Source organism: Acidovorax sp. Root275, from assembly GCF_001428965.1.
In the GTDB taxonomy this organism is placed as follows: Bacteria; Pseudomonadota; Gammaproteobacteria; order Burkholderiales; family Burkholderiaceae_C; genus Acidovorax; species Acidovorax radicis.
This window is the reverse complement of sequence record NZ_LMJH01000008.1, coordinates 640,116-666,502: the sequence shown is the minus strand read 5'-3', so window position 1 is coordinate 666,502 and position 26,387 is coordinate 640,116. Positions and strand designations below refer to the sequence as shown.

Annotated in this window: 26 protein-coding genes and 1 tRNA gene; 11 read left to right on the top strand and 16 right to left on the bottom strand. The window is 62.3% G+C overall.

Going from position 1 to position 26,387, the window contains the following annotated elements:
* Window positions 1–88: 88 nt before the first annotated feature.
* Window positions 89–448, bottom strand: coding sequence for a hypothetical protein (locus ASE52_RS13155; protein WP_010463544.1), 360 nt, complete (start codon window positions 446–448; stop codon window positions 89–91).
* Window positions 449–825: 377 nt separating this feature from the next.
* Here ASE52_RS13155 and ASE52_RS13150 point away from each other — a divergent pair, with 377 nt between their 5' ends.
* Window positions 826–1,440, top strand: coding sequence for a hypothetical protein (locus ASE52_RS13150; protein WP_241776991.1), 615 nt, complete (start codon window positions 826–828; stop codon window positions 1,438–1,440).
* On the opposite strand, the gene ASE52_RS13145 is transcribed toward ASE52_RS13150, so the two are convergent.
* Window positions 1,437–2,000, bottom strand: coding sequence for an AAA family ATPase (locus tag ASE52_RS13145; protein WP_082606863.1), 564 nt, complete (start codon window positions 1,998–2,000; stop codon window positions 1,437–1,439). The two genes, ASE52_RS13150 and ASE52_RS13145, sit on opposite strands and share 4 nt — an antisense overlap.
* Window positions 1,997–4,450: a UvrD-helicase domain-containing protein gene (locus ASE52_RS13140; RefSeq protein ID WP_057226630.1), complete on the bottom strand. Its 2,454-nt coding sequence runs from the start codon at window positions 4,448–4,450 to the stop codon at window positions 1,997–1,999. The genes ASE52_RS13145 and ASE52_RS13140 overlap by 4 nt, the downstream gene beginning before the upstream one ends.
* Window positions 4,451–4,493: 43 nt before the next feature.
* Between ASE52_RS13140 and ASE52_RS13135 the strand changes: the two genes are divergently transcribed.
* Window positions 4,494–5,219 (top strand): hypothetical protein, encoded by a 726-nt coding sequence (locus ASE52_RS13135; RefSeq protein WP_057226628.1) that lies wholly within the window; start codon window positions 4,494–4,496, stop codon window positions 5,217–5,219.
* Window positions 5,220–5,419: 200 nt separating this feature from the next.
* On the top strand, window positions 5,420–6,397 hold the full coding sequence (locus tag ASE52_RS13130) for a GMP reductase (RefSeq protein ID WP_010463537.1): 978 nt from the start codon (window positions 5,420–5,422) through the stop codon (window positions 6,395–6,397).
* A gap of 20 nt (window positions 6,398–6,417) precedes the next feature.
* Here the strand turns inward: ASE52_RS13130 and ASE52_RS13125 are convergent, their stop codons facing one another.
* Window positions 6,418–7,299, bottom strand: a complete 882-nt coding sequence (locus ASE52_RS13125) for an alpha/beta hydrolase (protein ID WP_010463535.1) — start codon at window positions 7,297–7,299, stop codon at window positions 6,418–6,420.
* Window positions 7,300–7,428: 129 nt separating this feature from the next.
* Here ASE52_RS13125 and ASE52_RS13120 point away from each other — a divergent pair, with 129 nt between their 5' ends.
* A complete protein-coding gene (locus ASE52_RS13120; RefSeq protein WP_035197879.1) occupies window positions 7,429–8,313 on the top strand; it encodes an NAD(P)-dependent oxidoreductase in 885 nt (294 codons plus the stop codon).
* Between the two features lie 84 nt (window positions 8,314–8,397).
* Window positions 8,398–8,473, top strand: a tRNA-Lys gene (locus ASE52_RS13115).
* Between the two features lie 151 nt (window positions 8,474–8,624).
* On the opposite strand, the gene ASE52_RS13110 is transcribed toward ASE52_RS13115, so the two are convergent.
* The 3 genes from ASE52_RS13110 to ASE52_RS13100 are packed head-to-tail and all read right to left on the bottom strand — an operon-like array spanning window position 8,625 to window position 10,982.
* Window positions 8,625–9,494, bottom strand: coding sequence for a glycosyltransferase family 2 protein (locus ASE52_RS13110; RefSeq protein ID WP_029414049.1), 870 nt, complete (start codon window positions 9,492–9,494; stop codon window positions 8,625–8,627).
* 4 nt (window positions 9,495–9,498) lie between these two features.
* Window positions 9,499–10,431, bottom strand: coding sequence for a Gfo/Idh/MocA family oxidoreductase (locus tag ASE52_RS13105; RefSeq protein WP_057226626.1), 933 nt, complete (start codon window positions 10,429–10,431; stop codon window positions 9,499–9,501).
* The gene (locus ASE52_RS13100) at window positions 10,425–10,982 is read right to left on the bottom strand and encodes a dTDP-4-dehydrorhamnose 3,5-epimerase family protein (protein ID WP_241777014.1); all 558 of its coding nucleotides are present in this window, start codon (window positions 10,980–10,982) and stop codon (window positions 10,425–10,427) included. Before ASE52_RS13100 ends, ASE52_RS13105 begins: the two co-directional genes overlap by 7 nt.
* 335 nt (window positions 10,983–11,317) lie before the next feature.
* Between ASE52_RS13100 and bcsZ the strand changes: the two genes are divergently transcribed.
* The 3 genes from bcsZ (at window position 11,318) to ASE52_RS13085 (ending at window position 15,038) form a co-directional block, all read left to right on the top strand.
* Window positions 11,318–12,484 carry a cellulose synthase complex periplasmic endoglucanase BcsZ gene (bcsZ, locus tag ASE52_RS13095; RefSeq protein ID WP_057226622.1) on the top strand — a complete coding sequence of 389 codons (1,167 nt, stop codon included), beginning with the start codon at window positions 11,318–11,320 and terminating at the stop codon, window positions 12,482–12,484.
* Between the two features lie 78 nt (window positions 12,485–12,562).
* Window positions 12,563–13,795 carry a multidrug effflux MFS transporter gene (locus ASE52_RS13090; protein WP_057226620.1) on the top strand — a complete coding sequence of 411 codons (1,233 nt, stop codon included), beginning with the start codon at window positions 12,563–12,565 and terminating at the stop codon, window positions 13,793–13,795.
* 112 nt (window positions 13,796–13,907) lie between these two features.
* Entirely contained in the window at window positions 13,908–15,038 is a 1,131-nt protein-coding gene (locus ASE52_RS13085) for an HD domain-containing phosphohydrolase (protein ID WP_241776990.1), read from the top strand.
* Between the two features lie 60 nt (window positions 15,039–15,098).
* Here ASE52_RS13085 and ASE52_RS13080 read toward each other — a convergent pair whose 3' ends face one another.
* From ASE52_RS13080 to orn, 3 genes are all read right to left on the bottom strand, one after another.
* Window positions 15,099–16,565, bottom strand: coding sequence for a diguanylate cyclase (locus tag ASE52_RS13080; RefSeq protein ID WP_029414047.1), 1,467 nt, complete (start codon window positions 16,563–16,565; stop codon window positions 15,099–15,101).
* Between the two features lie 141 nt (window positions 16,566–16,706).
* Entirely contained in the window at window positions 16,707–18,581 is a 1,875-nt protein-coding gene (locus ASE52_RS13075) for a DEAD/DEAH box helicase (protein ID WP_057226618.1), read from the bottom strand.
* 321 nt (window positions 18,582–18,902) lie between these two features.
* The gene (gene orn, locus ASE52_RS13070) at window positions 18,903–19,481 is read right to left on the bottom strand and encodes an oligoribonuclease (protein WP_010463521.1); all 579 of its coding nucleotides are present in this window, start codon (window positions 19,479–19,481) and stop codon (window positions 18,903–18,905) included.
* A 37-nt stretch (window positions 19,482–19,518) separates the two neighbouring features.
* Here orn and ASE52_RS13065 point away from each other — a divergent pair, with 37 nt between their 5' ends.
* The 3 genes from ASE52_RS13065 to rsgA are packed head-to-tail and all read left to right on the top strand — an operon-like array spanning window position 19,519 to window position 22,132.
* Window positions 19,519–20,826: a M48 family metallopeptidase gene (locus tag ASE52_RS13065; protein WP_057227226.1), complete on the top strand. Its 1,308-nt coding sequence runs from the start codon at window positions 19,519–19,521 to the stop codon at window positions 20,824–20,826.
* Window positions 20,823–21,158: a 4a-hydroxytetrahydrobiopterin dehydratase gene (locus tag ASE52_RS13060; protein ID WP_057226616.1), complete on the top strand. Its 336-nt coding sequence runs from the start codon at window positions 20,823–20,825 to the stop codon at window positions 21,156–21,158. The genes ASE52_RS13065 and ASE52_RS13060 overlap by 4 nt, the downstream gene beginning before the upstream one ends.
* 29 nt (window positions 21,159–21,187) lie before the next feature.
* A complete protein-coding gene (gene rsgA, locus ASE52_RS13055; protein WP_010463515.1) occupies window positions 21,188–22,132 on the top strand; it encodes a ribosome small subunit-dependent GTPase A in 945 nt (314 codons plus the stop codon).
* A 127-nt stretch (window positions 22,133–22,259) separates the two neighbouring features.
* Here the strand turns inward: rsgA and ASE52_RS13050 are convergent, their stop codons facing one another.
* The 6 genes from ASE52_RS13050 to rpsP form a co-directional block, all read right to left on the bottom strand.
* On the bottom strand, window positions 22,260–23,246 hold the full coding sequence (locus ASE52_RS13050; protein WP_010463513.1) for a CobD/CbiB family protein: 987 nt from the start codon (window positions 23,244–23,246) through the stop codon (window positions 22,260–22,262).
* A 57-nt stretch (window positions 23,247–23,303) separates the two neighbouring features.
* Complete coding sequence (locus ASE52_RS13045; RefSeq protein ID WP_029414045.1) at window positions 23,304–24,023, bottom strand: CoA pyrophosphatase; 720 nt, start codon at window positions 24,021–24,023, stop codon at window positions 23,304–23,306.
* An 85-nt stretch (window positions 24,024–24,108) separates the two neighbouring features.
* On the bottom strand, window positions 24,109–24,498 hold the full coding sequence (gene rplS / locus ASE52_RS13040) for a 50S ribosomal protein L19 (protein ID WP_057226615.1): 390 nt from the start codon (window positions 24,496–24,498) through the stop codon (window positions 24,109–24,111).
* A gap of 128 nt (window positions 24,499–24,626) precedes the next feature.
* A complete protein-coding gene (gene trmD, locus ASE52_RS13035) occupies window positions 24,627–25,385 on the bottom strand; it encodes a tRNA (guanosine(37)-N1)-methyltransferase TrmD (protein ID WP_057226613.1) in 759 nt (252 codons plus the stop codon).
* Between the two features lie 28 nt (window positions 25,386–25,413).
* Window positions 25,414–25,983, bottom strand: a complete 570-nt coding sequence (gene rimM, locus ASE52_RS13030) for a ribosome maturation factor RimM (protein ID WP_010463506.1) — start codon at window positions 25,981–25,983, stop codon at window positions 25,414–25,416.
* 74 nt (window positions 25,984–26,057) lie between these two features.
* Window positions 26,058–26,309, bottom strand: coding sequence for a 30S ribosomal protein S16 (gene rpsP, locus ASE52_RS13025; RefSeq protein ID WP_010463504.1), 252 nt, complete (start codon window positions 26,307–26,309; stop codon window positions 26,058–26,060).
* Window positions 26,310–26,387 lie beyond the last annotated feature (78 nt).

Below are 26,387 nucleotides of genomic sequence, written 5' to 3'. Positions count from 1 at the left end.
TTTTCGACGAACAGACTTTGGATGGAAAGGCAGCCGTATGGACCCCGCAAGGGCCAGGCGGCAAGGCAGCCCGCCAGGACCAAAAGGCCTAGTTGATGTTGATGCTGTTCACGTTGGCCGTGCCGCCAATGGCCTTGATGTCGGTGGCTTCGTTGCCGCTCACGGTCAGTTCCGAATTGCGGATCTTGGAGCCCGTGATGTTGATGCTGTTGACGTTGGCCACGCCTTCCATGGACACCTCGGCCACCTTGATGCCCGCCTTGCCGCCGCCCGCGATCACGTTGGTGGCTTTGTTGCCGGTGACGGAGATCTTGCTGTTGGTCACCTCGGAGCCCGCCGAGCCCTTGCCCGAGATCAAGCCCGGAATGGCGACGTTGCCGCTCTGGGCGAAAGCCGCGCTGCAGGTGAAGGCCAGCGTAGCAAGGGTGGTAATGGCAAGTTTGCGCATATCAATAATCCTTCCATGGGTTAAAAATTAATCGATGAGCAGCCTCTTGCGGCCTGCGAACGAATTGTTGATGGGTGTATCCACGCACCCAGTAAAGAAATGTAGGCAGCAGTCCTGGCGGGCCTCTGTCCAGTTATCCACAATCTCGGACAAGCCGCCACGCCCTGTGTTGCCTGTAAAAATAAGGCAAGTAGGACAAGCACTTACATCAGGGCCTGCCAAATCCCCACAGCCAGACCACCAAACCAACCGCACGAGATTGCGTAAAAAACTCAACATGCACTTACACTTAAAATCATTATGAAACCCTGAATAACATTCAGAAATCCTTGTCTACTGGAAAATATAAAAATTCCATCCATTAAATTGTCATAAATATGAAATTAATTATCTTTCGTGGCTTTTTGTATATGGGTGCGGCAGGCGCCTTGCTCGGGTGCAACCCCTCATCCGCGCCAGAAACCCTGGGCGCAGTTCGCTACCCGACCGATGCGCAAATTGCGTCGGCCCTGGAAGCGCAGTTCGCCAGCGACCGCCACAGCGCCGCCGCGCGCGACCTGATCCGGACATTGGGGGGTGACAAGGGCAAGCTGCGCTACCAGATCCACCAAGTGATCTACCGGCAAGGCGCCTACGAGGCGCGCTACGACGCCGTGCTGGTGATGGGGCAACCGGGCGTACAAAGCCTCCAGGCCCTGTATGCGAGCATGATTCCCGAGGCCGAGCGCACCAAGCTGCCGCAGGCCACCCTGGAGGTCTATGAGACCTGGCTGAAGCAGCAGGCCGCATCCCTCCAGAAAACCTCAGCACCCCAGGCACAGGCACTGGTGAGCACCCTGGACCTGCTCGGCAAGTGCTACCGCGACAAGGAAGCCGGCGCCGAAGTCACGGTCATGCAGGGGCTGGGGGCACTGATCTCCCCCGAGCGCAAAGGCTTGGTGGCCGAAAAGCTGGCGCTGCCGGACACCACGGCGCACTGCCTGCCGGCTTAAGTCGCCTGGTTAGTTCGCGCTGTGCGCTCGCGCAGCGCAGACAGGATGTACTGCGCCGCTTCGCCCACGCTGCAGCGCGCTGTGTCCACCACGAGTCGCTCCTGATCCCAGCGCATGTAGTCATGCTGCAGCACGGCCTGCCAGGTGGGCCCCACCAGCCCAGGGACGCCAATGGCCCGTGTTTCCACGCGCCGCTGGTGCTCTGCGGCGTCCGAGCAGATCACTTCCACCTCCAGCACGGGCACTTGGGCGCCGCGCGCCACGGCGCGCCAGGCCTCGCGCGTCACCGGCAGCGGGTTGACGCAGTCCGCCAGCACCGGCATGCCCTGCGCAAGCTGGGTGCGCGCCAACGCGCAGGCCACCCGGTAGCCGGCCGCGCCCACATCCCCGGCGACGAGCACGCCGGAATCCCGCAGCGCCTGCTCGATGGTGTCGATGCGCAGGTACACCGCAGGCCAGAGCGCCAGCAACGCATGGGCGACCGTGCTCTTGCCCACGCCGGGCAGCCCGCCCAGCACCACCAGGATCGGCGCAGAAGCAGGCGCGGTGGCTGCGCTCAATCCACCACCGTCAACTTGGCCACCGACAACGCCAGCCACTTGGTGCCGTGGCGCGGGAAGTTGACCTGCGCACGCGCGTCGTCGCCCGTGCCTTCGATGGCCAGCACCTTGCCTTCGCCGAACTTGGTGTGGAACACGTTGATGCCTGCGCGCAGGCCGTGGGAGGGCGCGGTCTTCTGCACGGGCACGGGTGGGCTGGCAAACGTCTCGGATTTGAAGCCAAATTGGCCTCTAGCGCTTGATGGATAAGCGCTAGAAGCTCCTGAATTAGGAGCAAACGAACCAAACCCCTGCTGCTTGGGCGTGATCCACTTGAGCGCGGCTTCCGGCAGCTCGTCAAAGAAGCGGCTCTTGATGTTGTAGCGCGTCTGGCCGTGCAGCATGCGCGTTTGCGAGTGGCTCAGGTACAGGCGCTTGCGGGCGCGGGTGATGGCCACATACATCAATCGGCGTTCTTCCTCCAGGCCGTCGCGCTCGCTGGCGGAGTTTTCGTGGGGGAACAGGCCCTCTTCCATGCCGCCGATAAACACACCGTCAAACTCCAGCCCTTTGCTGGCGTGCACGGTCATCAGTTGCACGGCGTCTTGCCCGGCCTGGGCCTGGTTGTCGCCCGCCTCCAGCGCCGCGTGGGTCAGGAAGGCCGCCAGGGGCGAGAGGGTTTCGCCCGTGTCGGCGTCCACGATGCCCGGCACTGCGGGCCTGAGCGGCTCATCCAGCACCGGCGCGTTGGGGTCCAGCCCCTGGCTCACCGCGCTTTGCGTGAGCGGTGTGCCGTGCTCGTCCAGAGGCAGGGCCACGGCATCGCGGCCAAAGCCCTCTTGGGTGACAAAACTCTCGGCCGCGTTGACCAGCTCCTGCAAGTTCTCGATGCGGTCGGCGCCCTCCTTTTCGGTGCGAAAGTGCTCCACCAAGCCCGTGGATTCGAGCATCTGCTCGATGATGCCGCGCAGGTTCAGGCCCTGGGTCTGCTCGCGCAGCACATCCACCATGGCGACAAACGCGCCCAGGTTGGCGCCCGCCTTGCCGGGCACGGCGCTCACCGCATCGTGCAGCGAGCAGCCGGCGGCGCGGGCGGCGTCCTGCAGCACCTCGATGCTGCGCGCGCCGATGCCACGCGGTGGAAAATTGACGACCCGCGTGAAGCTGGTGTCGTCGTGCGGGTTCTCCAACAGGCGCAGGTAGGCCAGCGCATGCTTGATTTCAGCGCGCTCGAAGAAGCGCAGGCCGCCATACACACGGTAGGGCACGCTGGCATTGAACAGGGCCGATTCGATCACCCGGCTTTGCGCATTGCTGCGGTAGAGCACGGCGATTTCCTTGCGCTCAAAGCCATCGTTGCGCACCAGCTGCTTGATCTCATCGACCATCCACTGCGCCTCGGCCAGGTCGGAACTGGCCTCGTACACGCGCACGGGCTCGCCCGCGCCCTGCGTGGTGCGCAGGTTCTTGCCCAAGCGGCGGCTGTTGTGGCTGATGAGGTGGTTGGCCGAGTCGAGGATGTTGCTATAGCTGCGGTAGTTCTGCTCCAGCTTGATCTGGCGCTGCACGTCAAATTCGCGCACGAAGTCGGTCATGTTGCCCACGCGCGCACCGCGAAACGCGTAGATGCTCTGGTCGTCGTCGCCCACGGCAATCACGCTGCCACGGGCTTCAAAGCGCCCGCCCACCTCGTTGCCCGCCAGTTGCTTGAGCCAGGCGTACTGCAGCTTGTTGGTGTCCTGGAACTCGTCGACCAGGATGTGCGCAAAGCGGCGCTGGTAGTGCTCGCGGATGGGGTCGTTGTCGCGCAACAGTTCGTAGCTGCGCAGCATCAGCTCGCCAAAGTCAACCACACCTTCGCGCTGGCATTGTTCTTCGTAGAGCTGGTAGATCTCGACCTTTCTGCGTGCATCGCTGTCATTCGTCTGCACGTCGCCGGGACGCAGGCCTTCTTCCTTGCAGTTGGCGATGAAATAGGACAGCTGTTTGGGCGGAAAACGCTCGTCGTCCACGTTGTGCTGCTTGCACAGGCGCTTGATGGCCGAGAGCTGATCCTGCGTATCCAGAATTTGAAACGACTGCGACAGGCCGGCCGCCTTGTGGTGCGCGCGCAAGAGCCGGTTGCACAGGCCGTGGAAGGTGCCGATCCACATGCCACGCACGTTCACCGGCAGCATGGCCGACAGGCGGGCCACCATTTCCTTGGCCGCCTTGTTCGTGAAAGTGACGGCCAGAATGCCGCCGGGCGTGGCATAGCCGTTTTGCAACAGCCAGGCAATGCGGGTGGTGAGCACACGCGTCTTGCCCGAGCCCGCCCCCGCCAGGATGAGCGCGTGGCCTGCGGGCAGCGTGACGGCAGCCAGTTGCTCGTCGTTCAGGTTGGCCAGGAGGGGCGCTGCAGCCGAGGCCGCAGCAGCGTGTGGGGGCACCAGGGCTTCGGGTGCACCCGGGAACGGGTCTTGTGGGAACATGCGGCCATTGTAGAAAGCGCCCCGGCGCCCTCCCCTGGAGCCCATGAAAAACATTGCCCGCACCCTGGCCAGCCTTCTGGCCCTTGCACTGACCCATGCACCTTCTGCGCTGGCCCAGGCCAGTTGCAGCAGTGACGGTACCCCACAGCCCGTGGCCATTTTCGAGCGTTTCATCAGCGCCGACTGCGAAGCCTGCTGGAGCGATGCGGCCACCCCCGCGCCCTCTGCCACGGCGGGCGCGGCGGTCCTGGACTGGATCGTGCCGGGCAAGGCCGGCGACGACGCGCCCCTGTCGGCCGCCGCCACCAGCGACGCCCTGGCCCGCCTGCAGACCCTGGGCCGCAAGCCCCCTGTCGCCACCGATGTGCACACTGCTGCGATCGAAGCGACCATGCCCGCCCGCCTGCGCGTGGCCCATGGCATGCCGTTCAACGACTACCTGGGCACGGCCATCGCGTTCACGCCCGTGCAACGGGCTGCACAGCGCACCGGTGCGGCGCCCGCAGCCATGGACTTCTACCTGCTGCTTGTCGAATCCGTGCCTGCAGGCACCGAAGGCACGAAAGTGGCACGAAATATGGTTCGAAACATGCTCCATGGCACATTAGATAAGCGCAATAAGCTATCAAAATCAGAGCAAATGAAATGGATGGAAACCCGGTCCATGCGCATCCCGGAAGGCGCACAGGCCGAGCGGCTGCGCATGGTGGGCTGGGTGCAGGATGCCCAGGGCCGCGTCATTGCGGCTGCGCAGTCCACTTGCAGGTGACGCCGGTGATACCGGTCATACCCGCACCGNAGAATCAATCACCGGGCCCAAGTTTCTTGACGCCCGGTTTTTTGTGCCCGCGCAATCTGCGGGGTTCGGAGCTGGTTACCACGCCAGTGCCCACAAAGCCGGTCCCAAGCCAAGCGCCCACGCCCGTGAAATCCTTCGCGGGCGACCTTTTCAAAGGAGCTTGGAATCTCATGGAAATCTTCGACTACGACAACGTCCTGCTGCTGCCCCGCAAATGCCGCGTGGAAAGTCGTTCGGAATGCGACGCCAGCGTGGAGCTGGGCGGACGCTCATTCCGCATCCCCGTGGTGCCGGCCAACATGAAAACGGTGGTGGACGAAAAGATCTGCACCTGGATGGCCCAGAACGGCTACTTCTACGTCATGCACCGGTTTGACTTGGACAACCTCCAGTTCGTCAAGGATATGCATGCCAAGGGCTGCTACGCCTCGATCTCGCTCGGCGTCAAACAACCCGACTACGACACCGTGGACCAGTTGGTGGCCGAAGGCATCACGCCCGAATACATCACCATCGACATCGCCCACGGCCATGCCGACAGCGTGAAGAACATGATCGGCTACCTCAAGGCCAAGCTGCCCAAGGCCTTTGTGATTGCCGGCAACGTGGCCACGCCCGAGGCCATCATCGACCTGGAGAACTGGGGCGCGGACGCCACCAAGGTGGGAGTGGGCCCGGGCAAGGTGTGCATCACCAAGCTCAAGACCGGCTTTGGCACGGGTGGCTGGCAGCTGTCGGCCCTCAAGTGGTGCGCCCGTGTGGCGACCAAGCCCATCATTGCCGATGGTGGCATCCGCAGCCACGGCGACATCGCCAAGAGCATCCGTTTTGGCGCCAGCATGGTGATGATCGGCTCGCTGTTCGCAGGCCATGAGGAATCACCTGGCAAGACGGTGGAAGTCGATGGTGCGCTTTTCAAGGAGTACTACGGCTCGGCCAGCGACTTCAACAAGGGCGAATACAAACACGTCGAGGGCAAGCGCATCCTCGAACCCGTCAAGGGCCCGCTGGCCGGCACGCTGGTAGAGATGGAGCAGGACGTGCAAAGCTCTATCAGCTATGCCGGTGGCAAGAAGCTGATGGACATCCGCAAGGTGAACTACGTGATCCTGGGCGGCGACAACGCGGGTGAGCACCTGTTGATGTAGCTCGGTGCCAGTGGCCTGCGTCAGGATCGCAGCAGGTTTTGCGCCATGTGGTGCAGGTCATGCCCCGGCCTGGCCAAGGCGTCCACGATGCTGAAGTGGTGCAGGCCGGGCAAGCTCACGCTACGGGGCACGAAGTGGCTGCCCCAGGCGTCTTGCATCAATTGGTTCTGCCGCAGGAATTCGGGGCTTTCATCCGCACCCACGGCGCAATGGAGCGTGCCGGTGGCGGGCTCCAGCAGGCGGGCAGGGCTGTATTGCAGCACCTGCTGCTCCGTCAGGTTCAGCACCGACTGGTACATGGGCGTGTACATGATCGGTTCCAGATCATGCACGCCCGAAATCGACAGCGCATTGCGCACCAGCCCGTCGGGCAGACCGTCGCCGATCAGGGGCCACACGCTGGTGAGCATCATGGCCGCCAGTTGGCCGCCCGCCGAATGCCCGGCCACCGTGACGCGCCGTGGATCCCCACCATGGCTGGCAATGTGGCGCCACACCCATTCCAGCGCCTTTTCCATCTGCCGCACGATATGGGGAATGGTGACAGGCGCCTCGGGCGTGCCGGGGCACAGCGCGTAGTTCACGACCACCACACAAAAGCCCGCCTGCGTAAAGGGAGGTGCAATGAACGAGTGGTCTGACTTGTCGAGCGAGCGCCAGTACCCGCCGTGGATGAACACCAGCACAGGCACGCCAAGGTCCGAGGCCCGCGCAGAGGGGAAAATATCCAGCACCTCCCCAGTGCCGGTGCCATACGGCACATCCAGCACACAAGGCTGGCTCGCACGCACTTGGGCAGAATCCCCGGCCCAGCGCTGCAGGTAGTCCATGTGGTCGGGCACCAGGGCGCGGTTGTTGTACATGCGCTCCAGCCAGGCGGGGTCGTGCAAGGGCAGGCTCATGGGTAAAGTCTCCTGTGGCTGTGCGGGATCATCATTCCAATCCCGCCATGCTGCAAGCTCCGTGACAGGGTGATGCACCAAAAAGGCACATGATGCACAAAGAGACAACGATCCTGGATGAATGACGCCATGACCACCACCCCGCTTCGCATTGCAGTCCTTGGCATCGGCATGATGGGCCACCCCATTGCACGCCGCTTGAAGGACGCCGGCCATCAGGTGCATGCATGGAACCGCACCCGCGCCAAGGCAGAGCCCCTGACAGCATTGGGCATCGCCGTCCACACCACCCCCGCCGAAGCAGTCCAGAACGCCGATGTAGTGATCAGCCTGCTGGAAAACGGCCCCGTTGTGGGGCAAGTCCTCTTTGATGCGGGAACCGCCAAGGCCATGCGCAAAGGTGCCCTGTTCATCGACATGGCCTCCATCCAGCCTCGTGAGGCGCGCGACCACGCTGCGCGCCTGGGCGAGATGGGCCTGGCCCACCTGGATGCACCCGTGTCGGGCGGCACCGTGGGGGCAGAAAATGGCACGCTCGCCATCCTGGTCGGCGGGCGCCCCGAAGACTTTGCACAGGCCGAGCCCGTGTTTTCCGCCTGCGGCCGCGCCACCCATGTGGGCCCACACGGCGCTGGCCAGCTCACCAAGCTGGCCAACCAGATGATCGTGGGCATCACCATCGGTGCGGTGGCCGAGGCCTTGCTGTTTGCCGCCAAGGGTGGGGCCGACATGGCCAAAGTGCGCGAAGCGATTCAGGGCGGCTTTGCCGACAGCCGCATCCTGCAGCTGCATGGCCAGCGCATGGTGGAGCGTGACTTCGCCCCCCGCGGCCGCATGGCCGTGCAGCTCAAGGACATGCGCAACGCCCTGGCGACGGCGGGCGAGATCGGCTTCGACGCCCCCATCACCGCCCTGTTCGAGACCCTGTATGCCGAAGGCGTAGACCACGGCCTGGGCGAGCTGGACCACAGCGGCCTTTTTGTCGAACTGGCAAGCCGCAATGCCATGCAATAATTTTGTGGACCGCTTGCCAAGCCACAAAAAACTAGTGCATAATTCGAGGCTCTGCAGCAATGCGGACAGATCAACGAAAAGTTTGGGTTCTTAGCTCAGTTGGTAGAGCAGCGGACTCTTAATCCGTAGGTCGAGTGTTCGAGTCACTCAGGACCCACCAAACGAAAGCCGCAAGGCGCATAAAGCCGGTGCTACTTCAACGTAGCGTCGGCTTTTTTGTTTTTCTGGCTACCGTGTGAGGCAGAGTGAATCGCCTCTGCAACCTCTCACCGGATTCAGACTCCGCCAAATGCAAAGGTCAGGGGCAAGGGTCAGGGCCTGATACCGAGTCGGCTCACCAATGTGCGCAGCGGCGCCGTGATCCGCCAGGATAGGCTGCTCTTGAGCGCTTCCATTTCTGCCTGCAGTTTGGGTTGAGCGTAGCAATGGCCATTGACGCGAAGTAACACGCTTTTCAGCAGGGCCAGCCGCTTTTCCGGGCCTTGCAGGTCGCCCCACCATCTCTCCAGTTCCGCCACCCTTTCAGCGTTGGACAGGCTACGGCGCGTAACTGAAGAAAAATGGAGCACGGTCGGCCATTTGACCGAGGCGTAGCGCACCCCGGTTTGCTCCAGCACTTGCAGCCAGAAGTGCAGATCGGTGTTGATGCCAAGTGGCGCGGGACACCACCCTGTCGGCAGTGCCCGATAGGCGGCAAGCGTATGCGCTCCACAGGCCAAGCCGAAGCCGCCCGCCGACTTTCGCATGCGCGCGATTTGCTGGTCGTCCTCGAAAGCATCAAACGGCCAGGTGGCCGTCTGGCCGGAAGGCGATACATCGATCTGCATGCTGTGAACCAGATCGTGTTGTGCCAGCGCATCCGCCAGCGTTTCAAGGTGATCCGGCAGCCACAGGTCATCGTCCGACTGATAGGCGACAAAACGGCCCTTCGCCTCCTGCAAGGCCAAATGCCTGTAGGCCTCGCCATGCCGCTGACCTTTGGGGTTGTCGAAATAGCGAATGCGGGGGTCCCGCCCCGCCAGAGTCTGGGCAATTTCGCGCGTACGCTGGGGCGCGCCATCCCCTACGATGAACAACTCGAAGCCCTGGCACGTTTGCCACTGCACGCTGGCCACCGAATACCACAAGGTATCTGCGTGGTCGTGTGTGGGGATCACAACCGTAAAGAGAGGATCGCTCATCCAATCATCCGCCCAGCCCAGCGAGTGTCCGCAATCGCGAAATGTGCTCAACCACCAGCAAGCCTTCCGCTGCGCTGCTCTTGGGAGGCCCCTGGCGATGGCACAGGTACTCCAGGAACGCTGTCAGCTCCAGCAAAAGGGGCATGGTGGTGGCAACGGGGCGCATTTCCACACTCGATGCACCCGCCTCCGCCAGGCAGTTGACCGTGCGCTGCAGAGCAATATGGTCGTCGTACGCGTCGCTTAACGAGGCAATGCCATCGCGGCAGCGCAATTCGACAGTCCGTCGATGGACAGGGGAACGGGCTCCGATTTCAAACTGCATCCATGGGCGGCTCCGATCCTCTAGCCCCAGAATCCCGGAGAGCGCTATCAAACCATCTTCGCTGGTTTCGGCCCAGGCAGCAGTTGGTTTTGGAAGGTAGCCCAGAATCTCAATGGCGATGCTCAGATCGTGCGGGAGCAGTATCCAGTCAGCGCTTACGTCCATGTGAGGGTTGCCCCATCCCAGCCGGGTCGTCTTGAGCCCCAACACCGGGCCCAATTCGCCAGACCGGGCCAGCGCAGCCAGGGCGAGCACGCCACCGTGGTAGCGCCACTTGTCCATGATGAAAATTCTGTCGCCAGCCAAATGCGCAAGGGCTCTCGCCTCTGAAGCGTCGGAGGTGAAGGGTTTTTCGCAAAAGATGGGCTTGCCCATCGGCACCAGTTGCCGGAGAAAGGCTGCATGCAGCGCGGTGGGCACAGCCACCACATATCCATCCACCTCCGGCAGCGCATCAAGGGTGGAAACCACTGCGTCGGCCTTGCCCTCCAAAGCACGGGCACGGCTTGCCTCCCCTACGGCCAAGACCGCGACGTGCGCCCCCAACTGCTTCAGGTCGCGCAGAATCAGCCGCCCCCAGCGGCCACATCCCAGTAGCCCGATCTTCACCATGGCTTGTCCTTGGTATCGCGCAACTCTTCCAGCAATGCGTTGAGGGATTTGGCGTTTTGATCCCTTGGAGACAGTATGGGATCGCTGACGGGCCAATCCAGCCCGAGCCCAGCGTCGTCCCATCGGCAACCCAACTCATCCGTCACGGGATCCCAGTAGTGCGTGACGGAATACAGAATGTCTGCGGGCTCTGGAAAGTAAAAGCCGTGTGCGACCCCTGTCTCAATGCTGACCATGGTGGGCTCGGTGCCACTAAGTTCAAGCACCGTACTCCGCCGGAAATGCTCAGTCCCCTCTCGCAGGTCTACCAGACCCAGCAGCATCGTGCCACCCAGCACCAACAGATGATCGGTGTGCCGAACGTGCACATGAACCCCTCGCAAGACGCGGGGCCTGGACCGGACATGGTTCCACTGCACAGGGAGAAGGGTTGGGTGCCATTCGTTACGAAAAACCTCCGTCAGCCGTCCACGCTCGTCTTCCCAAGGTTGTAGTCGCCTGATTTGAACCCCTGGAATATCGCCAGTCCCGCCCAATAGTTGCTGTTGCATTTGATCCATGACTTTGAGCAAGTTAGCACTGAAATAGCGCCTCTACCGCAATACTTTCGGGGCAAAGGGCCCCGCCTTTTGTAGCACCTTGGATTCAGAGCGTGCTGGCAGTCGCGCACCGCAACCCCGCAGATCGCGAATACACCCTCTTCAAGTTTCGGAACTTCGGGCGGCTGCACCAGTGCTGTACTAGTATAGGGAACCCCTTGGGCACGCCGCCTTGCCCCGCAAGTTCCGGGTGGCTTTTTCAGCCAAAAACCGTGCAGACGCTGCCATTGGCAGACCCCAGGAAAATGCCCACACCATTGCCCTCGAGAAACAAGAATTCTCCCAACATGACTGCATCGCTCTTACGGCGAACGGCCCTTCTCACAGGACTGGGTCTGATCGCACCCTGCGTGCTGCCACGCGCGCAGGCACAAACACGTGCGCCGGCCGGACTGGCCCGGGGAGGCAACTGGCCTGCTTGGGACGCCTTCAAGGCGCAATTCACCAGCGAAGAAGGCCGGATCGTCTCGGACGATGGGGAAGGAGGACGTACTTACTCTGAAGGCCAGGCCTACGGGCTTTTCTTTGCCCTGGTGGCCAATGATCGCAAGGGTTTCGATACCCTCCTGCGCTGGACCGAAAACAATCTGAGCGGTGGAGACCTGGGCGCACGTCTGCCTGCATGGCTGTGGGGGCGCCGGCCGGATGGCTCCTGGGGCATCCTCGACAGCAACGCGGCATCTGATGCAGACCTCTGGATTGCCTATGCTCTGGGCGAAGCCGCCCGTTTATGGAAAGCACCGCAATACCACGCGTTGGGAGTCCGCCTGGCTGCGCGGATCATTGCCGAAGAAACTGCAGACCTCCCAGGTCTGGGCCTGAGCCTGCTGCCAGCACCGCACGGTTTTGTAGAGGGCGAAGGCCGGTGGAAACTCAATCCCAGCTACTTACCCTTGCAGGTCATGCAGCGGCTGGCCACACTCTACCCTCAGGCCGCCTGGAAACAACTGGCCCAAAGCTCCGAGAAAATCGTGGTGGGATCATCCCCCAAAGGCTATACCCCTGACTGGACCTTGTACGACGCACGGCAAGGTTTTCTCATTGACGAAAAAGGCAAAGAAAAGGGCCAAGGCACCTACAACGCCATTCGCGTTTACCTGTGGGCCGGCATGCTGAACCCTGCCGCCCCAGGCCGCAAATCCTTGCTGGCTGCATTGGGCCCCATGGCAAGGTATGTGCGCGAGCAGGGCCACCCCCCTGAGTCCATTGATGTACTGACCGGGCAGGGCTCCGGCCCTGGGCCGGCGGGCTTCACGGCAGCCATGCTGCCTTTCCTGCAGGCGCAAGGGGAAAACACCGCACTGCAAGCACAGCGCAGCCGCCTGGCCGCAAGCCCCATTCGCCCCACGGCGTACTATGAGCAGACCCTCGCGCTGTTCGGCCTGGGCTGGATGGAAGGCTGGTTCCGATTTGCATCCGGGGGCCAACTGGTACCCCAAAAAACCAAGCCCTGAAGGCTCCTGTCGCAACGGCCACCAGCCTCGGCCACACGCCTCCGCCATCTCTCGCCGCCGCACCCTATCGCCTCACCGATGAATCCCAACGCCCACACACTCTGGCGCGCCCCCCAATGGGCCCTGGCCGCCCTCCTGGCCGTGCTGGGCATGCTGGGCCCCTTCTCCATTGATACCTACATCCCTGCCTTCACAGGGATTGCCACCGCCCTGGGCGCCACCCCGGTGGAGATGCAGCAGACCCTGTCGGCGTATCTCTTTGGTTTTGCGTTCATGAACCTCTTCCACGGGGCACTCGCGGACAGCTTTGGTCGGCGGCCGGTTGTCTTGTGCGGGATTGCCATGTTCACGCTGGCCTCGGCAGGTTGTGCGCTTTCGCAAAGCATCGGCCAGCTCATAACGTTCAGGGCACTGCAGGGACTGTCCACCGGGGCGGGGATCGTGGTGTCGCGTGCGGTCATCCGCGACATGTTTCCACCGGCGCGCGCGCAGCAGGTGATGAGCCAGGTCACGATTTACTTTGGCGTAGCCCCGGCCATCGCACCCATCGTGGGCGGCTGGTTGTTTGTGCATGCGGGCTGGCACAGCATCTTCTGGTTTCTGACCTTTGTGGGCGTTGCACTTTGGGTCGCGAACTTCAGGCTCCTGCCCGAAACACTGCAGGCCGAACATCGCCAGCCGTTCAACATTCCGCATCTGATGCGGGGGTACTGGCAGCTAGGGTCCAGCCCGCGTTTTGTGCTGCTGGCGCTCGCCAGCGGGGTTCCCTTCAACGGGATGTTTCTTTACGTGCTGGCAGCGCCCGCCTTCCTGGGCGAACACCTCGCGCTGGCCCCCACCCAGTTCTTTTGGTTCTTTTTACTAACCATTTCCGGCATCATGGGCGGTGCGTGGCTCAGCGGGCGTCTGGCCGGAAAGATCGCGCCAAAACGACAAATACGGCACGGCTTTGTGATCATGTTCACGGTAGCTGTCTTCAACCTTGGAGCAAACCTGCTCCTCCCGGCGCACGCGGCATGGTCACTTGCACCGATTGCCATCTTCGCGTTCGGCTGGGCACTGATGGTGCCTGTCGTGACCTTGCTGGTGTTGGACCTCCACCCCGAGCGCCGTGGCATGGCATCGTCCATGCAGGCGTTTGTGGGCTCTACCGCCAATGGTCTTGTTGCAGGCGTGCTGGTTCCGCTGGTCATGCACTCGACCGTCTTGCTGGCCCTGGCGTCGCTGCTCATGATGTGCGTGGGCATGGCAGCATGGATCTATCTGCACCATCGCTGGCCGGATGTGGGCCGGATCGCCGCGCCCGATTGACCCGCATGTGTTGTGAATCACCATGCATGCTGCAACAATGGGGCTTCCCTCCCACTCCCGGCACAAGCGTGTGCACGCGAGAGAGGGAGGCTCTAGGTGCCTGAGGACAACCATGCAACTCTTGAAATTGGTTGAATCCAAAATACGGGTGGGAGTCCCGTTGCCCTGGAATGTGCGCAACCAGGACTGCACGCTCCTGCTGGCACGCGGACATGTGATCCGTAGCGATGCCCAGCTGGAAGCACTGCTGGAACGTGGCATGTTTGTCGATGTCGAAGAGTTCAAGGCGGTGGAGGCATTGGAGGCCCCGCCAGCCAAGCCGCTGGAAAGCCTCTATACCCGCTGGACACTCTCCATCGACGCGTTGGAAACAGCGCTGCCCCGACTTGGAGATACCTCCGATGGTCTCGACGCCATATACGCGCTGACCGATGAAATTCTGGAGCTTGCCGAAAAGGATGCCGATATCGGCTTGTTCATGGCAATTCGGCAGGATCAGGCCAAACATCTGCGCTACGGATACAGCCACGCGGTCTACACCGCGCTACTCAGCATATTGATGGCACGACAGCTTGGATGGACCGCCGCGCGTACACGGCTACTCACTCTGGCTGCGCTGACGATGAACGCAAGCATTGCCGAACTGCAGGGGCAGATGGCGGCGCAAGACTACCCCGCCTTGGACCGGCAGCGCGCGCAAATCCGGGCGCATCCCGCACTCAGTGTCGCCATTCTGGAGAAAGCAGGCGTCACGGACACAGAATGGCTCACCACGGTGATGCAACACCACGAACAGACAGACGGCACAGGGTACCCACAAGCTATCTCATCGGTGAGCGACGCTGCTCAGGTACTGCGCATGGCGGACCTGTTCATGGCACGTATCAGCCCTCGGCAACTGCGGCAGCCGCTCTCGATCCAGGACGCCGCCCGGCTGATGTTCCGGGATGACAAGGGGGGGCCATTTTCCATGGCGATCATCAAGGTGCTGGGCATTTACCCTCCCGGCGATTTCGTGCAAATGGCATCTGGAGAAATGGGGGTGGTGATGCGCCGCGGCTCGGAAGCGCGCACCCCACTGGTCGCCGCTGTGACGGACTCACAAGGCAAGGGTGTCACCACCACGCTGCACCGTGATACCTCGCAGGCCGCCTATGCCATCACGGGCCCGGCCTCGGACCGCAGCTTGCTGGCCCGAGTGCCTCCCGAGCGGCTGTATGGCTATGCGGTGCACGCGGGCTGAGTTTTCAGCCATGCCCCACATTGCATACCGCCTCAGCTGCGGTGCATCCGGTGGCGGCTTCTATGGGACTTGCCGCCTGTCCACACCCCTGTCCTGGTAGTACCGGATCTTTTCAGCATACATGGCCTGGTCGGCGCGATGGATGGTTGCCTCCACCATATCGCCCGAACGGCAGGAGGCCACGCCCATGGCCAGGCTGATCGGCTGGCCTGGATAGAACTGGTTGTTCAAATCGAGCATGGAGAGGATGCGATCCTGCAGCGCAAAGGCGCTGCGTTCGTCCATGCCCGGCAGCAACACCGTGAACTCATCTCCACCAATGCGTGCAGCGCAGGCAGGGGGGTCCACGGCCTTGGCCAGCACTTCGCCCACCCTGCGCAGCATGGAATCGCCCGCAGCATGGCCCTGCTCATCGTTCACGACCTTGAGTCCGTTCAGGTCAATCGCAATGATGGACAAAGGCCAGGGTCCCTTGCGGGTGACACGGTTGAGTTCTTCGGCATAAAAGGCCCGGTTGCGGAGCTGGGTCAAGACATCATGCTTGCCAAGGTATTCCAGGTACGCCTCCGCTTTCTTGCGCGCGGTAATGTCCACCAACGACAGCAGCACCAACCCCCAGTCCGCCAGGTGGTCTGCCAGCACCGAGAACTGCATGTGAATATGCACCGCATCACCCGACAACGCGTAGTTGACCACTTCGCGCTGTTGGAAGGTCTTGCCCTCCCACAGGTCCAGCAACTGGTCAGCGAAAGACTCGTGCATCTCGCCCCGAAATACCCGTCCGATGTTATTGAGGAGCATCTCCTTGCTAGAGGCACCGAACATGCGCAGCGTCTGCTGGTTGACATCGATCACGCGGATCTCCTGCATGCAGCGCGTGACGAATTCGGGATGCACCGTGATGAATGTCTTGAAGTCGTCAATGCCCTGCGCGCGAACGCCGTCGAGCAGGCTTTTCACGGCGCTGAAATCCTCGACCCACAGTGAGACCGGTGAATGCTCGAACAAATCCCGTGCATATTGTTCGCTGCGCCGAAGTTGGCGGGCCCCACGTACCTGGGCTGTGATGTCTTCCAACGAGAGCAGAACTCGGCTCCAATCGGATTCGTACCCAGGCAGGATGCGTGCGCGGATCTGAACGTCAAGACGCCGGCCATCCAGCGCATAGTTGACGGTCTGGTTCGAGAACTCAAGCTGCCCGGACCACAGCGCCGCCAGTTCATGGGAGACCGCGTCGTGCATGTCATCCCTGAAAACCTTGTCCAGATTCGCTTCAAGTACCTGTTGGCTCTCGGCCGCAAACAGCTCCAGCGTGCGGCGATTGACTTTCATCACCTTCAGGGCAGCGCTGCATTGCCGTACCCGCGTGGGGTCCTGCGCAAGGTGGGCACGGAGATCGACGACCCCTGCAGCGCGCCAACTGTCAAAAAGCTGCTTCAGGGCGCTGTAGTCCTCCAGCCAAAGGGATACAGGCGCCAGCTCAAACATGTGCTCAAAGTCTGCACCGGAAGATAACGAAGACGACACTGCAGATTCCTCCCTGGGCAATTATTGTCGAGCTGCTCTCCATATTCTTGATCCAGGGTGCCCACAACAACAAAAAAGGCCAGCACCTTGCGGTACCAGCCTTTTAAAAACCACCTCGACAAGACGAGGCCAACGGACGAATCAGCGTGCCGGGCGTGCAGGACGCTTGCGGGCATCATGGGCCACAAAGGGCTTGCCGCCGCCACCGCCAGCGGGTTTGGCGAAGCTGGGCTTGCGGGGCGCAAAGTCACCGCGCGGCGCGCCCGCATCACCACGGGGGGCGAAACCGCCACGGCCTGCTGCGTCACCGAAGCCGGGCTTGCGGCCATAGCTGTCACCATCGCGGCGGGGGGCAAAACCCCGGTCATCGCGGGCACCAAAACCACCACCCTCACCGCCACGGGCGGGGGCCGCACGCTGGTTGTCGCGGCCGGCGAAACCGCCACCAAAACCACCACCGAATCCGCCACGGTCATTGCCACCACGGGCCGGTCCGCCAAACTTGCGATCACGGCTGTCGCGGTCGTAACCGCCACTGGGGCGACCACGGCCTGCAAAGTCACCACCACCACGGGGTGCCTGGGGGGCACGTTGCGACGGTTCCATGCCTGGAATCACTTCGGCCTTGAACTGCTGGCGGCTGTACGACTCAATGTCGTAGATCTTGCGGCGATCGCGGAACTCGGCAAACGTGATGGCTAGGCCATCGCGGCCCGCACGGCCTGTACGGCCAATGCGGTGGGTGTAGTCCTCGGCCTTCATGGGCAGGCCAAAGTTGAACACGTGGGTGATCGTGGGCACATCGATGCCGCGTGCAGCCACATCGGTCGCCACCAGAATCTGCACCTGACCAGCGCGCAGTGCCATCAAACGGCGATTGCGCAGACCCTGGCTCAGGGCGCCATGCAGTGCCACGGCCGAGAAGCCTTCCTGCTGCAGGTCATTGGCCAGGCCGTCACATTCCACCTGGGTACTGGCAAAAACGATGGCCTGGTTGATCGTGGTGTCACGCAGCCAGTGGTCCAGCATCTTGCGCTTGTGTTGGGCGTTGTCGGCCCAGTACAGCATCTGCTTGATGTTGGCATGCTTCTCTTGCGGAGAGTCGATGGTGACCTTCTGCACAGACGAACCACCGTCGTGCATCACGCGCATAGCGAGTTGCTGGATACGGGGTGCGAACGTGGCGCTGAACATCATGGTCTGCTTGCGCTGGGCAGTCAGCTGGTTCAGTTCGGCCAGATCGTCCGAGAAGCCCAGGTCGAGCATGCGGTCGGCTTCGTCCACAACCAGGAACTGCACCTTGTCGAGCTTGATCTGCATCGAGCGCTGCAGATCCAGCAGGCGGCCAGGAGTGGCCACCACCAGGTCGGCGTTCTGCAGCTTGGCGATCTGCAACTGATAAGGCATGCCGCCCACCACGTTGGCCACGCGCAGGCCACGGCAATGCTTGACGAGGTCGATGGCGTCATGCGCCACCTGCTGCGCCAGTTCACGCGTGGGGCACAGGATCAGGGCGCCAGGGGTGGCAGCCTTGAAATTGCGCGAGCTGGTGGGGTCCTTGCGCTTGGCGCGCTTGGGAGCGGGTTCGCCACGCTCGGCGGCTTCGGCCACGGAGCGCTCGAAAGCAGCACGTTCTTCGGCCTCGGCAGCGGCTTGCTGGTTGATCAGCGTGTGCAGCACGGGCAACAGGAAGGCAGCAGTCTTGCCGGAGCCGGTCTGGCTGGAGACCATCAGGTCGATGAACTTGGTGGCATCGTTACCGCCGCCCATGGCCAGGGGAATGGCCTTGAGCTGCACGCTGGTGGGCTGGGTATAGCCCAGGTCAGCCACGGCCTGCACGAGTTCAGGGGCCAGACCCAGCTCGATGAAGCCATTGGGTTCGGCGGTCACGGCGACATCGGCTTCAATAGCAGATGCCACCACGGCGTCCAGAGGGGAAGACTGCACGGAAACGTCGGCAGCAAAGGAAGTATCGGCAGGCGCGAATTCGCCCTGCACCAAAGAGGTGTCGGTCATGATTTTCTCTCACGAAGACGATCGCAAGCGTAGCCTGCGAGTGGCTTCGTCAATGGTTAAAAAACATCAACCATCAAACGAAACCTGCATTGCTCTGGGCGGATGCTGGTGGGCGTTGTTCGCTAGTCCTGCACTGCGTTGAAAGCAGTCGGCTGGCAAGCCCGGTGTGTGAGGGGAGATGCACAATCTGCGAAGAATGGATTCCTGCGCAGCCGCTGATTATGGCATGAATAGGGTTTTCCCCGCAACCCCTCTTCTATTTTTGCGGTATTTCATCGGTCCCTTACAAAAAGCGCGCTCCACAGCACGCCGCGGGTTCAATCAGACCGACAGCAGGTGCTTGCGGTAATGTGCCAGCTCTTCAATCGATTCATGCACATCGGCCAAGGCCGTGTGCTTCTGCGCCTTCTTGAAGCTGGTGTAGGCCTCAGGTTTCCACCGCTTTGCCAGTTCCTTGAGGGTGCTCACATCCACGTTGCGGTAGTGAAAGAAGCGCTCGAGCTTGGGCATATAGCGCACCAGAAAGCGCCGGTCCTGGCCGATGCTGTTACCGCACATAGGCGCCGTACCCTTGGGCACGTACTGACTCAGAAAGGCGATGATCTGCTGCTCAGCTTCCTCCTCCGTCACGGTCGAGGCTTTCACCTTGTCAATCAGGCCACTGCGGCCATGGGTGCCTTTGTTCCAGGCATCCATCTTGTTGAGCAGCTCATCGGGCTGGTGAATCGCAAACACGGGCCCCTCGATGCGGGGTTCGAGGCTCGGGCCCGTCACAATGACGGCAATTTCCAGCAGGCGGTCGGTATCGGGCTCCAGGCCGGTCATTTCGCAGTCCAGCCAGACCAGGTTCTGGTCGGATTTGGCAAGTGCGTGAGGGGTGGGGTTGTTGGCTTCTGACATGGCGCGCATTGTCGCCGATGGCCTAAACTCGCCGCTCATGCCCACTTCCGACGTTTTCTCTCCCGACATGGCGTTGACGCTAGCGTTTGCCATTGCGCTCTCCCTGGGCCTTGTGCTCAAGTTCTGGCTCGCCACGCGCCAGATCCGGCATGTCGCGCGGCACCGCAGCGCAGTTCCCACCCCATTTGCAGAACGCATCGCATTGACTGCGCACCAGAAAGCCGCAGACTACACGATCACCAAGGCGCGCCTGGGCTTGCTGGAAATGGCACTGGGCGCGGCCGTGCTGCTGGGCTGGACGCTGCTGGGCGGGCTGGACGCGCTGAATCAGGCCCTGCTCAACGCCCTGGGCGGCGGAATGTGGCAGCAGTTGGCGCTGCTGACTGCCTTTGCCACCATCAGCGGACTCATCGACCTGCCGCTGTCGCTCTACCAGACCTTCGTCGTGGAAGAGCGCTTTGGTTTCAACAAGATGACCTGGCGCCTTTGGGTTGCCGATGCGCTCAAGGGCCTGCTGGTCGGCGCACTCATCGGTCTGCCTATCGCTGCGCTGATCCTGTGGATCATGGGGGCAACCGGTCCGCTGTGGTGGCTGTGGGCCTGGTGCTTCTGGATGGGTTTCAACCTGCTGCTGATGGTGGTCTATCCGACCTTCATTGCTCCGCTGTTCAACAAGTTCCAGCCCCTCGAAGACGAATCGCTCAAGGCCCGGGTCACGGCGCTGATGCAGCGCTGCGGCTTCTCGGCCAAGGGCCTGTTCGTGATGGATGGCAGCCGCCGCAGCGCGCATGCCAATGCCTATTTCACCGGCTTTGGCGCCGCCAAGCGCGTGGTGTTCTACGACACCCTGCTGCGCCAGTTGGCCCCAGGCGAGGTCGAGGCGGTCCTTGCCCATGAGCTCGGACATTTCAAGCACCGCCATATCATCCAGCGCATCGTGACCCTGTTCGCCATGAGCCTGGCAGGCTTTGCGCTGCTGGGCTGGCTGTCCAACCAGGTGTGGTTCTACACCGGCCTGGGCGTGCGGCCCAGTATCTCGCTGGACCCCGCCATGGCGGCGGCCCCCAACGATGCGTTGGCCCTGCTGCTTTTCATGCTGGTGGTGCCGGTCTTCACATTTTTCATTTCGCCACTGTTCTCCCAGCTCTCGCGACGCCACGAATTCCAGGCAGACGCTTATGCCGTGGCCCAGGCCAGCGGCGCCGACCTGTCTTCCGCCCTGCTCAAGCTGTACGAAGATAATGCCTCCACGCTCACACCCGACCCGGTGTACGTGAAGTTCTACTACTCGCATCCACCCGCCACCGAGCGGCTGGCGCGCATGCATACCCCCTCCCTCCCATGACTACCATGTTGAAGAAAAAAGACTGGTCAACGCTGCCACGTCGTGCGCTGACAGCTACTGAAGTTGTAGCAAACCTGGCCAAACTCGAAGGCTGGAGCCTGACCGGCGATGGCGCCGATGTGGCCATCGAGAAGACCTACCAGTTCGCCAACTACTACGAGACCATCTCGTTCGTGAACGCCCTGGCCTTCATCGCCAATGCCCAGGACCACCACCCCGACCTGTCGGTGCACTACAGCCGTTGCGTGGTGCGCCTGAACACGCACGATGTGCATGGCATTTCGTCCACGGATTTCGAGTGCGCGACGCAGTTCGACGCCCTGGTGGCGTGACCCCATGACCCCGCGCACGCCCCCTTCCCATGGCTGAACGCAGCGCGCTCATGGACGGCACCGTGGTGGCCAGCCATGGGCGCCACTGCATGGTGGAAACCCCCGACGGCGCACGCCGCATCTGCCATCCACGTGGCAAGAAGAGCCAGGCCGTGGTGGGCGACCATGTGCTGTGGCAGGCACCACCACCCGGCCAAGGCGAAGAGGGCACCATCGAGAAGGTCAAGGAGCGACGCAACCTCTTTTACCGCCAGGACGAAATCCGCACCAAGTCATTTGCCGCCAACCTCGACCAAGTGCTCATCCTGATCGCAGCAGAGCCGGTGTTCTCGGAAAGCCAGCTCGCCCGCGCCCTGATTGCCGCCGAGGCCGAAGGCATCAAGCCCATCATCGCACTCAACAAGAGTGATCTGGTCGAGCCCTTCGCCCGCGCCTGGGAGCGTTTGCTGCCCTACCGACACATGGGTGCGGGCAAGCACTACGGCGTGCTGCCGCTGTCGCTCGCGCTCTCCAGCGAAGTGGACCGCGCACTGCTGATGGAACACCTTGAGGGCAAGACCACACTGGTGCTGGGGCCCTCGGGATCCGGCAAAAGCACCCTCATCAATCTACTGGTGCCAGGTGCTACCGTGCTGACCGGCGAAATCTCGCAGGCGCTGAACTCCGGCAAACACACCACCACCAGCACCCACTGGTACTGGATGGACAAGGCCCGCACCACCGCCCTCATCGATTCACCGGGCTTTCAGGAGTTTGGCCTGCACCACATTGCCCCCATGCAACTGGCAGCCTGCATGCCCGACATTGCAGCACATGCGACAGCTTGCAAGTTCTACAACTGCACCCACCTGCACGAACCAGGCTGCGGCGTGCTGGATGCGGTCAAATCAGGTCCTGGCGCTGGCGGTATCAGCGCAACACGCTATAAAATTTATAGTGATTTGTTTGAAGAACTGAGCCACACCCGGTATTGAGCTGGACGCGGCCTACATCACCGGCGTGATCGCACCAGCGCATCCGTGGAACTGGCTTTGCCAGGCCACTGAGTGAGCCCCCTCGGGGGGGACAGCGCCGAAGGCGACTCAAGGGGGCTTCTGGCCTCTACCCCAGCAACCGCGCCAACGTGAGCAGCGCCAGCAGCAGCATCCACACCACCACCGAGCGCCACACCAGCCCCACCACGCTGCGCAGGTGGCCCACCTCAGGCTCGCGGCCCGGAGTGGAATCGCTGTCACCCATGTCGGCATCAATCTCCAGGCCCTGCGGCGTGTGCAATTCGGTGCGTGCCTTGAGCGCCTCGCCACCCAGACGCACATTGATGGCACCCGCCGTGGCAGCCAGCACCACACCATCATTGTCATTGGGGAAGCGCTGCGCATGAAACCGCCAGCCCTCAATGGCTTCTTCAAAGCTGCCCACCACGGCAAAGCTCAGCGCCGTAAGACGGGCCGGCAGCCAGTCGATGGCCGTCCATGCCTGGGCAGAGGCTTGCTGCAACGAGGCACTGGCAGGCTGGGCACCCGCGCGTTGCTTGTAATGCCAGTAACGCGATACAAACTCGGCCAACCGGTACAGCACGGCACCTGTGGGCCCCAGGCCCAGAGCTGCCAGCACGGAGAACCATGCCAGCACGCCGAACACATGCCGGTGGGCTGCCAACACCGAATACTCGATCACATGGCGCACGATCTCGCTGCGCGGCAGCGCTCCCACATCCACCTGCTGCCAGTGGGCCAGGCGCTCGCGGGCAGCATCTTCATCGCCCTCCTCCAGCGCATCGCGGATGCCAGTGAAGTGGTGGCTGAACTGCCGAAACCCAAGCGTGATGTACAGCACTGCAACGCTCCACAGCACCGCAAAAGGCCACCCCAGTCCCCAGAGCAGCAGCCAGTGGATGGCCAGGGTCACCAGGGCCGGGACCAGCACCGCAAGGCTCCAGGCCACCCAACCGTGGTGTGGTTTGCCTGCATCAAAATTGCGGCTCACGGACAGCGCCCACGCACGCAGACCTGCATGGATGGGATTGCTGCGTGCCAGCGGGCGGGCCTGCTCGATCAGCAGAGCGAACAGGATGGCGAAGAAACTCATGGAGGGCAATGATACTGGTGCTTTACCCCAATGCACCCCATCGCACGCGAGCTCGGCTTACGCCTGCATAAAACGGTAGAAATTGCGCAGCATGCCCGCCGTGGCGCCCCAGATGTAGTGATTCTTGCCACCGTCCTGGTAGGGCATCGAGAACCACTCGCGGTGTACACCATCCCGGTCGAAGACATGGCGCTGGTGGTTGGCAGGGTTGAGCAAAAAAGCAAGCGGCACCTCAAAGAGATCTGCCACCTCATAGGGATTGGGCTGGAGCACGCAGTCCGGCTGCACAAGCGCCACCACCGGCGTGATGATGAACGACGAGCCCGTGACATAGATCGGCAACGTGCCCAGCACCTCGACAAAATCCCGCGCAAGCCCCACCTCTTCCTGAGCCTCGCGCAAGGCCGTGTCGGCGGGCGTGGCATCCCCAGGGTCGGCCCGTCCACCCGGGAAAGCCACCTGCCCCGAATGGGTGGACAGGTGGGCCGTGCGTTCGGTCAATAGCACCATGGGTTGCTCGCGCAGCACGATGGCGATCAGGACTGACGCATGGGCCGGCTCGCGGTTCATGAACTTCTTTTCCAGCAGTACCTCGGGCTCCCACTGCGGCGGGTGCACAAAACGCGCCCGCAGTGCTTCGGGAGTCTGGGCCTGTGCAGGCACTGCAGGCAGGTGCGCATCCACCCCCGCCACCGGGACGAGGCGGGGATCAAAGTCGGGCAGGCTCGACAAAGGAGCGATGGCCGAGGAGACAACAGGACTGGAAGAAGGGTTCACAAAAGGGCCGAGGCCGAGAAAGCCAAAAAAACAAAAAGCCGCTACAGGCAGATGCTGTAGCGGCTTGTCAGGTTGAGCCTGCGCCTTATGCGGCGGTGGCTGCTGCAACCTTGTTGGCACGCGCAGGCAGCTTTTCCTTGATACGTGCCGACTTGCCGCTGCGGTCACGCAGGTAGTACAGCTTGGCACGGCGCACGTCACCACGGCGCTTGACTTCGATGCTGGCGATCAGCGGGCTGTAGGTCTGGAACGTACGCTCCACGCCTTCGCCGCTGGAGATCTTGCGCACGGTGAAGCCGCTGTTCAGGCCACGATTGCGCTTGGCAATCACCACGCCTTCGTAAGCCTGCACGCGCTTGCGGGTACCTTCCACCACGTTCACGCTCACGATGACGGTGTCACCGGGGGCGAATTCGGGGATGGTCTTGTTCAAGCGGGCGATTTCTTCCGCTTCCAGGGTCTGAATCAGGTTCATGTTTGATATCCAACGATCTTGTCCGCGCCAAAAATGGCTGCGTCGGGATTGACGTCTCAGTGTTTTGCGGGAGAACTCCCTGTCAAAACGGCCGGCCAGAGGATCGAAAAGCCTTTGATTATAGCAATTCAGGCAAGCTTGGCCAATACGGCTTCATCGGCGGAGGCGAGATGCCCTGCTTTGCGCGCTGCCTCGATGAGGTCAGGCCGGTGCCGGGCCGTGGTGGCCAAGCGCTGGTCACGCCGCCAACGCTCGATCTGCGCATGGTGGCCGGACATCAGTGCGGCAGGCACCTGCTGGCCTGCCCACTCTTCGGGGCGCGTGTAGTGCGGACAATCGAGCAGGCCATCGAGCGCCGGGTTGAAGCTGTCGAGCTGGTGGCTGCCCTCGTCATTGAGCACGCCGGGCTGCAAGCGCGCCACGGCGTCCAGCAAGGCCATGGCGGCAATTTCGCCACCCGACAGCACAAAATCCCCCAGACTCATCTGCAGATCGACATGGGCATCGATAAAACGCTGGTCAATGCCTTCATAGCGCCCGCACAGAAGGATGGCACCGGCACTCGCAGACCAGCGCTCCACGGCAGCATGGTTCAGCGTCTCGCCAATGGGCGAAAAAAGGACCAGCGGCACCTGGTTGCCCTCGGCCTCGCCACGCTCGGCCCGGATGGCCGCAAGGCACCGTGCCAGGGGCTCGGCCAGCATCACCATTCCAGGCCCACCGCCAAAAGGCCTGTCGTCGACACGGCGGTAATTGCCATCGGCGTAGTCACGCGGGTTCCAAAGGCGCACATCGACTTGACCGCCGGCATACGCGCGGCGGGTCACACCGCTGGCCAGGAACGGAGCAAACAGCTCGGGAAACAGGGTGAGAATGTCAAAGCGCATGGTGCGCGGCGCGGTCAGTGCGTGCCGATCAGTAGTCGGGTTGCCAGTCCACGGTGATGCGTTTTTCGGCCAAGTCCACCTTGTCGACAAAGGCAGAGACAAAAGGAATCATGCGCTCCTGCGCCTTGCCATCCTGTTCGTAGGCCAGCACCAGCACCGTCTGGGGGCCAGTGGACATCAGCTCCTGCACCTGCCCCAGCGCCACGCCTTCGCGGTTGACGACCTCAAGACCAATCAGATCGACCCAGTAGTACTCATCTTCTGTGGTGGACGGAAAGCTGGAGCGTGGCACAAAGATGCGCGCGCCGCGGAGGGCTTCGGCCGCGTCGCGGTCATCAATGCCCTGGGCCCAGGCGACCACGGTGTCCGAATGGTCCTTGGCCTGGCGGATGGACAACAACACGGTGCCAGCAAACGTCTTGGCACCGCGCTCCGAGGGCTGCAGATACCAGCGCTTCGACGAAAACAGCGCCTCGGGACTGCTGCTGTGCGACAGCACCTTGAACCAGCCCTTGACGCCCCAGGCATCGGCAATGCGCCCCACTTCAATAGCATCGGCGGGCAGCTCTGCGGGTTCGAGAGTCAGGTTGGTGGCCATGGCGGTGATTCCAGAATAGGAAAAGGGCGGGTTCCGTCAGGCATGCCGACGAAACCCGCCCTTTTCAGGGAGCTTTAAGCAGCCTTCTTGGCGGCTTGCTTGATCAGGCGGTCCACGGTGGGCGAGGACTGGGCGCCCACGCTCTGCCAGTACGTCAGGCGGTCTTGCACGATGCGCAGGCCTTCTTCGGTTTCCTTGGCGGTGGGGTTGTAGAAGCCGATGCGCTCGATGAAGCGGCCATCGCGGCGCACGCGCTTGTCAGCAACGACGATATTGAAGAAAGGACGGCCCTTGGAGCCGCCGCGAGAGAGTCGAATGACGACCATGATTTATCCTTCGGGTGGTGAACTCCGGCAACATTTGCCTTGAGCCACAGTGTTCGCAACCATATTCGCAACGCTTGA